This is a genomic window from Pedobacter rhodius, from assembly GCF_027213645.1.
GTDB lineage: Bacteria > Bacteroidota > Bacteroidia > Sphingobacteriales > Sphingobacteriaceae > Pedobacter > Pedobacter rhodius.
In genome coordinates, this window is the sequence record NZ_JAPWGL010000001.1 from 675,290 (window position 1) to 687,459 (window position 12,170).

General features: G+C 37.3%; 8 protein-coding genes. 4 read left to right on the forward strand and 4 right to left on the reverse strand.

All coding sequences use genetic code 11. The annotated features are described in order from the left end of the window. The first annotated feature begins 65 nt into the window (after positions 1 to 65). Complete coding sequence (locus O0931_RS03060) at positions 66 to 1,724, forward strand: M28 family metallopeptidase (RefSeq protein ID WP_269414079.1); 1,659 nt, start codon at positions 66 to 68, stop codon at positions 1,722 to 1,724. Positions 1,725 to 1,798: 74 nt separating this feature from the next. Here O0931_RS03060 and O0931_RS03065 read toward each other — a convergent pair whose 3' ends face one another. The 4 genes from O0931_RS03065 to pyrE form a co-directional block, all read right to left on the reverse strand. Then, entirely contained in the window at positions 1,799 to 2,452 is a 654-nt protein-coding gene (locus O0931_RS03065) for a porin family protein (RefSeq protein WP_269414080.1), read from the reverse strand. A gap of 243 nt (positions 2,453 to 2,695) precedes the next feature. Next, positions 2,696 to 5,293 (reverse strand): ATP-dependent chaperone ClpB, encoded by a 2,598-nt coding sequence (gene clpB / locus O0931_RS03070; protein WP_269414081.1) that lies wholly within the window; start codon positions 5,291 to 5,293, stop codon positions 2,696 to 2,698. 367 nt (positions 5,294 to 5,660) lie between these two features. Further along, positions 5,661 to 6,059 carry an SRPBCC family protein gene (locus O0931_RS03075; RefSeq protein WP_269414082.1) on the reverse strand — a complete coding sequence of 133 codons (399 nt, stop codon included), beginning with the start codon at positions 6,057 to 6,059 and terminating at the stop codon, positions 5,661 to 5,663. A gap of 40 nt (positions 6,060 to 6,099) precedes the next feature. Continuing rightward, entirely contained in the window at positions 6,100 to 6,759 is a 660-nt protein-coding gene (gene pyrE, locus O0931_RS03080) for an orotate phosphoribosyltransferase (RefSeq protein ID WP_269414083.1), read from the reverse strand. Between pyrE and O0931_RS03085 the strand changes: the two genes are divergently transcribed. The 3 genes from O0931_RS03085 (at position 6,758) to O0931_RS03095 (ending at position 12,144) form a co-directional block, all read left to right on the forward strand. Continuing rightward, on the forward strand, positions 6,758 to 7,369 hold the full coding sequence (locus O0931_RS03085; protein ID WP_269414084.1) for an NUDIX hydrolase: 612 nt from the start codon (positions 6,758 to 6,760) through the stop codon (positions 7,367 to 7,369). The genes pyrE and O0931_RS03085 overlap by 2 nt on opposite strands. A 213-nt stretch (positions 7,370 to 7,582) precedes the next feature. Then, the gene (locus O0931_RS03090) at positions 7,583 to 11,128 is read left to right on the forward strand and encodes a PKD domain-containing protein (protein WP_269414085.1); all 3,546 of its coding nucleotides are present in this window, start codon (positions 7,583 to 7,585) and stop codon (positions 11,126 to 11,128) included. 2 nt (positions 11,129 to 11,130) lie between these two features. Next, positions 11,131 to 12,144, forward strand: a complete 1,014-nt coding sequence (locus tag O0931_RS03095; protein ID WP_269414086.1) for a PorP/SprF family type IX secretion system membrane protein — start codon at positions 11,131 to 11,133, stop codon at positions 12,142 to 12,144. Positions 12,145 to 12,170: the final 26 nt, after the last annotated feature.

Consider the following 12,170-nt stretch of genomic DNA (forward strand, 5'->3'; position numbering starts at 1 on the left):
GAATTTTTATATTGGGAAGTATTCCTTTAAGGATATTTCTTTGTAATTTTCTAAAAACAGATTTTATGAAAAAACATATAGCACTTGCAGGTTGTGCCCTGATATTCTTTGCTGCTTGTAAACAAGAAATTAAAAATGATGCTTCTTATGCATCGCCCGATTCTTTGGCAATAAAATCAATTAACGATTCCAGCCTCACGAAATATTTATCCGTAATTGCGGCCGACAGTTTAGAAGGCAGAAAGCCCTTTACAAGCGGAGAAAGAAAAACTATAAATTATTTAAAGGCGGAGTTTGAAAAACTGGGATTAAAACCCGGGAATGGCAATAGCTATTTCCAGGAAGTGCCAATGGTCGAAATAAAATCCATTCCTGATGAAAAAATGGTTGTTAAATCAGGTTCGAAAGCGATTTCGTTAAATTACCTTACAGAATTTGTGGCCGGTTCAAGAAGGGTTCAGGATGAGGTAAACATAAAAAATTCACCTTTGGTTTTTGCAGGTTATGGCATTGTAGCACCCGAATATGGCTGGAATGATTATAAAAATCTGGATGTAAAGGGTAAAACCGTTGTCGTGCTGATTAACGACCCAGGTTTCGCTGATTCGACTTTGTTTAAAGGAAAGAACATGACTTATTATGGTCGCTGGACTTACAAATTTGAAGAAGCATCGCGGCAGGGTGCCGCCGGAATTTTAATCGTCCACGATACGGAGCCTGCAGCTTATCCCTGGACGGTTGTTCGCAGTGGCTGGTCTAAATCAAAATTAACATTACAATCAGAAGATAACGGCATGAACAGAACGGTTGTTGAAGGTTGGATAGGTTTGGATGTTGCCAAAAAAATATGCGCATTAGGCGGCCAATCATTCAGCACTTTGGCAACAAATGCCCGCAAAAAAGATTTTAAAGCAGTTGATTTAAATTTAACGACTTCGCTTACCGTCAAAAATAAAATTAAAAAATCGGTTACTTATAATGTATTGGCATCAATTCCTGGCGATAAGTTGAAAAACGAGGCGATCATTTATTCAGCCCATTGGGATCATTTAGGTGTTGGAGAAAAAGTATTGGGCGATTCGATTTACAATGGCGCAGTTGACAATGCAACAGGTGTTGCCTCGCTATTCGAAATTGCATCTGCTTTTAAAAAGTTGCCAAAAAACCCGGATAGAACAATTCTTTTTATTTCGTATACGGCAGAGGAGCAAGGTTTGCTGGGCTCAGAATATTATGCTAAACATCCTGCTTTTCCATTAGATAAAACCGTAGCAAATATCAATATGGATATGATGGGGCTTGCCGGTAAAACAAAAGATATTGTAGTGTATGGTTATGGGCAGTCGGAATTAGAGGATTATGCAGCAGCCTCCGCAAAGAAACAAAACCGGGTTATCGTTCCGGATCCGGTTCCATCATCAGGTTTATATTATCGTTCTGATCATTTCAACCTGGCTAAAGTTGGAGTTCCATCTTTATTTACCGGTTCTGGTGTGGATAATATTAAAAATGGCAGGTCCTGGGGTTTAAAGCAAGTTGCTGATTTCACGAAGAACCGTTATCATTCGCCGCAAGATAATTTTGACGCCAAAACCTGGGATTTATCCGGCATTATAGAGGATGTTCGGATGTTATTTGACATGGGCTATCGTTTGAGTAATGAAAGTACTTATCCAAAATGGAAAGATGGATCGGAATTTAAAGCCATACGGGAAAAGAAGTAAAACAAAAAGCAACAGATTTGCAGATTAAATACAATCTGCAAATCTGTGGCGCTTTAATATAAAATTAGAACCGGTTAAAAAAGAATGTAAATTTTAAAGCCTAAATTATTTATAAGCCCCTGGCTGCTAAAATTGAATGATGTGTTTTTAGTTTTATAAGAGGTTAAATTTGTACCCTGTGTTTGTTCTGAAGAGTTGTAAGCTATATCTGCGGATAACAGGCTTGTTTCTAAAGCAAATCTTTTCCCTAAAAACCAGGTAACACCACCATAAGCACCTAAAGAATAACTATTACTTGTATAATCTTGCGATAGGTTATTTGAATTTAAAGGCTGCGACTGATTCTGAGTTCCGTAAGCATAACCTGCTCTACCACCAGCATAGGCAAACAAAGTTTTTACTATCGGAAAATACTTTTGATAAGATAAGCTCGCCCCATAAGTTTTAAAGGTTTGTTCAGTAAGGCCAGTAGAATTAATGGTGTTTTGACCATAAGTTGCGTCGATACCGATTTTACTATCGTCTTTAATAAAATACCCGTAACCTAATGAAAATAAATTACTTTTTTGTTCAGTTTTTTGTTCAGTTTGATTTGGGTTGATGTAACTGTTTTTGCTGGTTGTTGCATTAATACCAAAACTAAGTGCATTGGTTCCTTTGGTTTGTGCAAATCCGGTCATGCCAAGGCATAATACTGCCATAGCAGTAATTAATAATTTTTTTTTCATTTGTGTGTTTTTTTATGTGTATGTAATAATAAATAAAAAAACACTAAAGAACTATTAGTTTAGTTGACTTGTGTTTAAGTTATTGTAAATCAGCATTAGATTTTATGCCTGTAAGTAGAATGTTACTTTATTTCGGGTTTTAGGGGTTTTCAGTTTAGATATAGCCCTTAAAAAAGAAGCCGCAGGTTCGCAGATTAAATCATAATCTGCGAACCTGCGGCGCTTTAAATATAAAAATTAGAATTACTTATTCTGATTTAAAAACACGAAGTTATTATCAAACATATCAAGTTTTATCTTGCTGTCCTTATCAACCTTTCCGGCTAATATTTCTTTCGATAACTCATTCAAAATACGTTTTTGAATAACCCTTTTTAATGGTCTTGCACCAAACTGAGGGTCGTAACCCAACTGTGCCAGCCAATCTAAAGCTTCTGCTGATGCATCCATTTCGATGCCCATCTCCGCTAACGTTTGCTGTACGTGTTTAAACTGAAGCGATACTATATCTCTGATTTCATTACGGTTCAATGGCGTAAACATTATCAATTCATCGATACGGTTTAAAAACTCCGGACGGATGGTTTGTTTCAATACCTCGAACAACTCATTTTTAGTTTTCGCGATTACTTCATCTCTGTTTTCATCACTTAAATCTTTAAAATTATCCTGAATTAAGTGCGCACCAATGTTTGAGGTCATGATGATAATGGTGTTTTTAAAATTCACCGTTCTGCCTTTGTTATCTGTTAAACGACCATCATCTAAAACCTGAAGCAGAATATTAAACACATCAGGGTGTGCTTTTTCGATCTCATCAAGCAATACCACTGAATAAGGTTTACGTCTAACCGCTTCTGTTAACTGTCCGCCTTCATCGTAACCAACATAGCCCGGAGGCGCACCAATTAAGCGGGAAACCGCGTGGCGTTCCTGGTATTCACTCATATCAATTCTGGTTAACGCATTTTCATCATTAAACAAAAATTCTGCAAGTGCTTTCGCCAACTCCGTTTTACCCACACCGGTTGTACCCAAGAAAATGAACGAACCGATTGGTTTACGTTTATCCTGCAAACCTGCCCGTGAACGACGGATGGCATCAGAAATAGCCTCGATGGCTTCATCCTGTCCGGCAACGCGTTGGTGTAACTCCACTTCGAGGTTTAATAGTTTCTCGCGTTCACTTGCAATTAATTTGGTAACCGGAATACCAGTCCAGCGGCCCACAACGCCGGCAATATCATCGGCAGTAACTTCTTCCTTGAGCATTCTGCTATCACTTTGCTGATTTTCTAAATCTGCTTTAAGCTTTTCGAAACTATCTTGTGCTTCCTTGATTTTTCCATAGCGGATTTCTGCAACTTTACCATAATCACCCGCACGTTCAGCTTGTTCGGCTTCTAATTTATATTGCTCAATAAGCTCCATTTGCTTATTTAAGTTATCAACCAAATCTTTCTCACCCTGCCACTTAGCCTTTAACTCATCGCGTTCTGCTGATAAATTTGCAATCTCTTCGGAAAGTTCCTTAACCTTTTTATCATCTTTTTCGCGTTTAATGGCTTCGCGTTCGATTTCCAAACGCATAATCTCTCTATCCAGCGCATCCACATTTTCTGGCACGCTATCCATCTCCATACGTAATTTTGAAGCTGCCTCATCCATTAAATCGATGGCTTTGTCCGGTAAAAAACGGTCGGAAATATAACGCTGACTCATTTCTACAGCCGCAATAATGGCCTCATCTTTAATCCTTACCTTATGGTGCGTTTCATAACGTTCTTTCAAACCACGAAGTATAGAAATGGCATCTTGTGTATCTGGTTCTTCAACCATCACTTTTTGAAAACGGCGCTCAAGGGCTTTATCTTTCTCTAAATATTTTTGATATTCATCTAAAGTAGTTGCACCAATTGCACGCAATTCGCCACGCGCTAAAGCAGGTTTTAGAATATTGGCGGCATCCATTGCGCCTTCGCCACCACCGGCACCAACTAAAGTATGTATCTCGTCAATAAACAAAATAATATCGCCATCACTTTGCGTAACCTCCTTAACAACTGCCTTTAAGCGCTCTTCGAATTCGCCTTTATACTTGGCTCCTGCAATAAGGGCCCCCATATCCAAGGAGTAAACGATTTTGCTTTTCAGGTTTTCAGGTACGTCGCCTTTAATAATTCTAAAAGCAATTCCCTCGGCAATGGCGGTTTTACCAACACCCGGCTCACCAATTAAAATCGGGTTATTTTTTGTTCTGCGGGATAAAATCTGAATCACACGCCGAATTTCTTCATCACGGCCAATAACCGGGTCTAACTTTCCGCTTTCTGCATATTCATTTAAATTACGGGCATATTTACCTAATGCCTGATAAGTCGCTTCTGCATTCTGATCGGTAACACGATTATCGCCGCGTAGTTCTGCAATGGCTTTTTTAAGATCTTTTTCGTTAACCCCCTGCTCTTTTAATAATTTCGAAGTGCTATCGTTAACGGCTAAAATTCCCAGTAATAAGTGTTCCACAGATACGAATTCATCCTTAAATTCCTTTAAAAATGTTTGTGCTTTTTGTAAAACGTTATTGGTATTTGATGACAAATAGACATTACTTCCACTCACTTTCGGGAATTTGGCAATTTCGTTATCTAAGTTTTGATTTAAGGAATTAAGATTAACGTTCAGCTTCTTTAAAACATAAGAAACCACGTTTTCATCAACAGTAAGCAAACCTTTAAGCAGGTGTGCGGTCTCAATAGCCTGTTGCTGGTTGCCTTGAGCTATTTCGGAAGCCTGTTGAATTGCTTCCTGGGCTTTTATTGTAAAATTGTTGAAGTTCATATAAGCTTTTAGTCAAAACAAATGCCACAGCCATTTTGATTTTCTAATCGGAAATTTTGTCGGTAAGATTGTTTTGTTTATGACTAATTTACTGGTTATTAGTGTTTTGTAATGAAAATTTGTCGTGATTTTGATTTGAAAAGCACTTGCAGTATCATTTATGATTTTGCAGCCCCGCTTTCTGCTATATCCCCAATGAAAAATTGGGGGATGCCGCTCCAATCGGGTTTAGGTGGCCTGATTTCTGCATCTATTTAAGAAAACCAAAGCGCATAAAAAAGCATCTGCGTTTTACCTGCAAATGCTTTATATGTGGTGTGTTGTCTGTTACCTGTTTGTTTAAACAGTTTGGCAATTCGACAATAGTTTACCCCAAAATTTCTTTCAGTTTTTCTGTCTGATGGTCTGCTAATTTTTGAAGCGGGCCGGATGCCAACATCTTCATCATCATATTTAAATCAGCAGAAATAATATGTTTTGCGGTTGTCGTTCCGTTGCCATTATCAGTAACCGTCCATTTTAATTCTACATCAAAAGGTGCTTTTTCGGTCGGAATAGCAGTAAGCTCCTGATTTTCTATACGACTGGAAATTTTAATGGCCAATTTAGCCATGTTTTGAATGGTAAACCGGGCATCATCTTCAGTTGATTCCCAATTGTATATATTTTCGGGCATCAACTGCTGATGATTATTCATATTTGACAGAAACGCATAAACCTCATTTACAGGTTTATTAACTTCTGCCGCGCTTTCAATAATTGTCATTTTAAGTAAATATTTAGGTTAGAGGATTTTCGTATAAAAATTAGGTATTAAAGACCTGGCTTTGTCCCCATTCAGATGGATTTAAGCGCCATTTACTTAATAATTCCATATCACTTTTTGCGATAATGCTATGTTCGGCAGCATAATCAATTAAAGCTGCGTAGTTTGATAAGGTTATATAACGACATTTTGCCGCTGCAAAATTTTCATCAGCTTTTTCAAAGCCATAAGTGAAAATTGCCGCCAAACCAGCAACGGATAGACCAGCCGCCCTTAATGCATCAACCGCCTGCAAACTGCTTTTTCCGGTTGAGATTAAATCTTCAATTACCATTACACGCTGGCCTTCTACAACTTCACCTTCAATTAAACTTCCGGTGCCGTGTTCTTTAGCTTTTGCTCTGACATAGATAAAAGGTAAACCAAGTTCCTGAGCAACCAGAACACCTTGGGGAATTCCCGCTGTTGCTACGCCGGCGATAACATCTACCGAGCCAAATTCTTCCTGAATGGCCTGTGCTAATTTCTGACGAATGTAGGTTCTAACCTGAGGATGGGAGAGGGTAATTCTGTTATCGCAATAAATCGGCGACTTCCAACCCGATGCCCAAGTAAAAGGATTATTAGGTTGTAATTTAATTGCCTTTATTTGTAATAAAAATTCCGCTACCTTTAATTCAATATCACTTTTATTATACATGGCCCAAAATTACAGAATTTATATTAACGATAACACCCTCTTTATCTCAGATGTTTTGCCGGAACAAAAAGAAAAAATTCAACAGCTTGAATTTCAGGATTTTGATTTACAAACATTTTACAAAAAATTAAAAAATGGGTCTAAAAAAAGCTACATTTTTTTAACTAAGAATCCAAAAGAAACCTTTAAGAAGTTAAAAAAGAACTGTGAAATCATAAAGGCCGCAGGCGGATTGGCAGAGAGCGCTAATGGTAATTATCTATTTATTTTCAGGAATAAAAAGTGGGATTTGCCAAAAGGCAAACTCGAAGACGGTGAAAATATGAAAGAAACTGCTGTTCGGGAAGTGGAAGAAGAGTGTGGTATTAAGATTGCCAAACGTGAAGAAAAGCTTTGTAAAACCTATCATGTTTATCCAATGGGTTCAAAAATGGTCATTAAAAAAACCAATTGGTATAAAATGAAAGTAAAAGGCGAACCAAAATTAGTTCCCCAGAAAGAAGAAGGTATCAGTGAAGCGCTTTGGCTGGATAAAAACCATATTAATCCGGTTATAAAAAATACTTTTCCGTCTATTATAGATGTGTTAAAAGCAGGCGGTTTACTGTAATTCCTAAATTTGTAAATAATAATCATGCTGTATTGACTTTTTTGTTTCAAAAAAAATTACATCAACCAGGGTATTTTTTACACAAAAGATAATTTTTTATATTAAAAAGTGTTAATTTTCTGTTGACCTCTTTCGTGGTATATTCATTAATAGTATATTGCCTTTCTATTTTTAAATAAAAAATGCAAACTATTTCCGGTTTAAACTAATACAATGGGCAGGGCGGCATTATTAGTTTTTGTTATTCTTTTTTTTTCGTTTACCGAAAAAGTATCGGGGCAGAATGTTTCGAATGAAGGAACAGATTTCTGGGCAGTTTTTCCAACGCATGTAGCAAATAGTCAGACTGGTACAACAGCTACTAATCATGCAGAATTATCGGTATTTGTGACATCGAAATTAAATTCAGAAGTTACTGTAAGTTGTCGAAATTACACAGAAACTAAGACTATTCCCGCCAATACAGCTGTGGAATTTAAAGTAACTTGGGCAGAAGCCTATATCTCTCAATTTAATTCGGGATTGCCGGCAGAAGCAAACCAGGTTTTAACAAACAGGGGTATTCATATAAAAGTAGCGGATGGCAAACCTAAAGTTTCTGCATATGCGCACATTTACGCCGGTAATCGTTCCGCTGCTTCATTAATTTTACCTTATGAAACATTGAGCCAGCGATATTATTCGATGAACTACACCCAAAGCAATGGAGCAAATAATTTCCTTGCTATTGTTGCCGCAGAGGATAATACGACTGTTTTGCTTCATGAAAAAAATGGTAATGTTCAAACAATAACATTTGCTAAAGCTGGAGATGTTTATGAATACATGTCGGGGAATACTGATTTAACAGGTGTTTATGTCGAAACCGACCAAAGTACTTCTTCATGTAAAAGATTTGCAGTATTTTCCGGTTCATCCGCTTTAAGTATTGCCTGTACAATGTCTCAAGACCCACTTTATCAACAATTGTATCCTACAGTAAGCTGGGGTAAGAATTACGGCATTGTGCCTTTTGCAAAAAGAAGGTATATCTTGAGGATTTTAGCACAGGAAGACAACACTAAAGTTACTTATGACGGGCAAACTTATACAGTTAATAAAGGACAATTTATAGAAAGTGCACAACTAACAGAATCTACATTTATTAATGCCGATAAACTGATAAGTGTTGCGCAGTATTCTTTAACTCAGGCATGTTCTTCTATAGCTGGAAACAACATCATTGGCGATCCGGAAATGGTGATGTTAAACCCGGTAGAATTTAACATTAAAAGTGTAACGGTTTTCTCATCCACTCTTCAGAATGTTACTGAACGGTATATTAATGTATTAATGTTAACCAGTAAGTCTTCAACTTTTAAAGTAGATGGTGTTGCACCGTCTACACCATGGGAACTTGTAAAGGGCAATACGTTATACTCTTATAATCAGATTCCGGTAACAGGAACCTCTGGTAATTCGACTTTTAAAAGTCTGACTTTAACCGCTGATGATGGTTTTAATGCCACGGCTTATGGTTTTGGTACTACAGAATCCTACGCTTATTCCGCCGGTACAAATTTATCTTCGAACAATTATTTAACGGTTGTTAATGAAGCTAAAAATGAAGAAAGTCCTAATGGATGTATTGGTCAGTTAGTTGATTTTAAAATTAATTTACCTTATCAACCAGATAAGATTACCTGGACATTGGATAATGAACCCGTGGTAACCACAACAAATCTTACACCTGAAACAAAAACTCTGAATGGGCAAACCGTTTACGTTTACCGTTATCCGGCACAAAAAACATATACAACCTCTGGAGAATACCATTTGAATGTTGTTGCGCATGTTCCCAACAATGCATCTAACTGTCAGAGCGGAGATTTGGAAACCAATTACATTTTTACAATTTATGATTTACCAACTGCTAATTTTGATTTAGCCGCGAGTAGTTGTGCAAAAGTTGATATTACTTTTACCGATAAAAGCCTGTCTAATTCAAGCGATTTCGCGGTAACCAATTGGTTATGGGATTTTGGTGATGGCACAACCTCAACTGAACAAAATCCGAAGCATCAATATGCTGCTGAAGGCACCTACACCGTTAGCTTATCGGTTAAATCGGGCACCGGATGTTTTTCTGATGCGGTAACTAAACAAGTGAAAATATTTCCTTTACCGGTTTCAAAATTTTCAGCCAGTTTAAATACGTGTATAAACACCGATTACCTGGTAACTGACCAATCATCAATAAGCTCTCTTAAAAGTCCCAATACGATTACAAAATGGAGTTGGGATTTTGGCGACGGAACTAAAGTAGATAAATCAGACAAAATACCTTTTACGCATCAATACACAACTGTTGGCACATATACGGTTTCACTTATAACAACCTCTGCCGAAGGATGTGTTAGTACAGCATTTACTCAAAATGTTACCGTAACTGATTTGCCTGTAGCTGATTTTACCATACCTGATGTTTGCCTTTCAGATCCTTTTGCATTGTTTGTAAATAAATCTGTTGATGCATCAGGTGGTTCAGGCATTTTTAACTATGAGTGGGATTTTGGTGATGCTGATTCAACTCCCGCCAATCCAAATAAATCAACAACCAAAGATGGTAAACATCAATATATCAAAGCAGGTATCTATAATATAACATTGAAAATAACAAATGTAAATGGTTGTTTTTCAACGAAGACGTTACCTTTTACTGTAAATGGTGGTGTACAGAAAGCCGAATTTACAGTTCAAAATGAAAGTAATCTTTGCAGCAATCAGGTTGTTATTATTAATAATACATCTGTTGCCGCATTTGGCAAAATAACAAAAATTGAAATATATAAAGATTACGAAGGTACTCCTTCATCCTTTGAAACAATTACTTATCCTACTTCTAATGATATCCAATTAACATATACTCCTTTTGGCGGCTCAATAACTAAAAATTATACCATAAGATTAGTTGCTTATTCAGGGGAAACCTGTTTTAAAGAAACAGCTAAAGTTATTACACTTAAACCATCGCCAATATTGGAATTTTCGGATATTCCGGCAGCTTGCCAGAACGATGGTTCTGTTGTTATTAATCAGGCTCATCAAAAGGAAGGAGAGGAAACTCCGGGTTCAGGTATATATTCTGGTGATGGTGTTGATGCAGAAGGTAATTTTAACCCAAAATCTGTAAATGTCGGTCAGCATGTAATTACCTATACTTTTACCGCCACAAATGGTTGTTCGGAAGTAATTACAAAAACAATCGATGTGTACAAATCTCCTACTGCCGATGCGGGACCAACAATTTATATTCTTTCGGGTGGGCAGACTACAATTCCTGCGGTAGCTGATGGTTCTGGCCTTAAATATAAATGGACTCCATCGCTCGGATTAGATCATGACGATGTCTTAAATCCGGTTGCTTCACCAGAAAAAGATACAGATTACACCTTAATTGCAACTACTGATGAGGGTTGTACAGTTACCACTTCCGTTACCATAAAGGTTTTACAGGCTTTGGTACCTCCAAATTCATTTACCCCAAACGGTGATGGTGTTAATGATGTCTGGAATATTAAATATTTAGATAGTTATCCTAACGCCACCATCGAAATTTTTAACAGAAATGGTAACCGGGTATTTTTTAGTAATGGATACAAAACCCCTTTCGATGGAAATTATCAGAATTTACCTTTACCCGTAGGTGTTTATTACTACCTCATCAACCCAAGAAACGGCAGAAAAACAGTAACCGGCCCTTTAACTATAATCAGATAAAATTGAAAAAGTATATCATTTTATTCGCACTATTTTTGAGTTTTAAAGGCTTTGGTCAGCAAAAGCCACAATACACGCAATATATTTTTAATCAATATTTGTTAAACCCGGCCCTTTCGGGAATTGAAAATTATATTGATTTTAAAGCCGGTTTCAGGAAGCAATGGTCGGGAATTACCGATGCGCCTCAAACCTCTTTTGTTTCTGCACATTGGGCACTTGGCGATAACTACCTTTGGAGTAATGCATTAACCTCCTTCGCTGAGCAATCGGGCGATCCGATGGATAGAAACTATACGCAGAACTATACCGCTTCTCCGGCGCACCATGGTATGGGCGTTACAGTTGTTCAGGATAAGGCCGGACCACTATCCAGGCTGGATGCAAATTTAACTTATGCTTACCATTTGCAGTTAAGTAATACGTTCAATTTATCAGTTGGAGCAGCTGCGGGTGTTTCAAGTATTAAACTTGATGTTAATTCTTTAACCTTTCCTGATAGCCAGACGGATCCCGCACTTTCAAATACAATAGTTAGCCAGCTTAAACCAGATCTTAGCGTTGGCATTTGGTTGTACGGGGCCAGGGTTTTTGCAGGTGTATCTGCACAGCAAATTTTAGGGCAGAAATTAAATTTTACAAATTCTGATAATTATAATATTGGTAAGGAAGTAACTCATTTTTTTGCAACAGCAGGTTATAAGTTCTTTTTAGATGAACAAATTGCTGCAATCCCTTCTGTCATGGTTAAATATGTGCAACCTGCCCCGGTATCTTTTGATTTGAATATGAAGGTCGCTTTCAAGGATAAAATCTGGTTGGGCGGAAGTTATCGTAAAGACGACTCGTTTTCAGCAATGGCCGGCTTTAATATCGGTAAAATGGTTAATTTAACCTATTCCTATGATTTTACAACCTCCGATTTAAATACAGTTAGCAATGGTAGCCACGAAATCGTTTTAGGCTTACTGCTAAATAATATTTACAAAGTACCGTCTTATATTAAAATGTGGTAATTCAGTTGGCAGTAAACAGTTTGTAG

What these genes read in the sequence shown, in the direction of transcription:
- pyrE (WP_269414083.1), bottom strand. Translation starts at nt 6,759, where the DNA reads ATGTATAATAAAAGTGATATTGAATTAAAGGTAGCGGAATTTTTATTA.
- O0931_RS03085 (WP_269414084.1), top strand. Translation starts at nt 6,758, where the DNA reads ATGGCCCAAAATTACAGAATTTATATTAACGATAACACCCTCTTTATC.
- O0931_RS03090 (WP_269414085.1), top strand. Translation starts at nt 7,583, where the DNA reads ATGGGCAGGGCGGCATTATTAGTTTTTGTTATTCTTTTTTTTTCGTTT.
- clpB (WP_269414081.1), bottom strand. Translation starts at nt 5,293, where the DNA reads ATGAACTTCAACAATTTTACAATAAAAGCCCAGGAAGCAATTCAACAG.
- O0931_RS03065 (WP_269414080.1), bottom strand. Translation starts at nt 2,452, where the DNA reads ATGAAAAAAAAATTATTAATTACTGCTATGGCAGTATTATGCCTTGGC.
- O0931_RS03060 (WP_269414079.1), top strand. Translation starts at nt 66, where the DNA reads ATGAAAAAACATATAGCACTTGCAGGTTGTGCCCTGATATTCTTTGCT.
- O0931_RS03075 (WP_269414082.1), bottom strand. Translation starts at nt 6,059, where the DNA reads ATGACAATTATTGAAAGCGCGGCAGAAGTTAATAAACCTGTAAATGAG.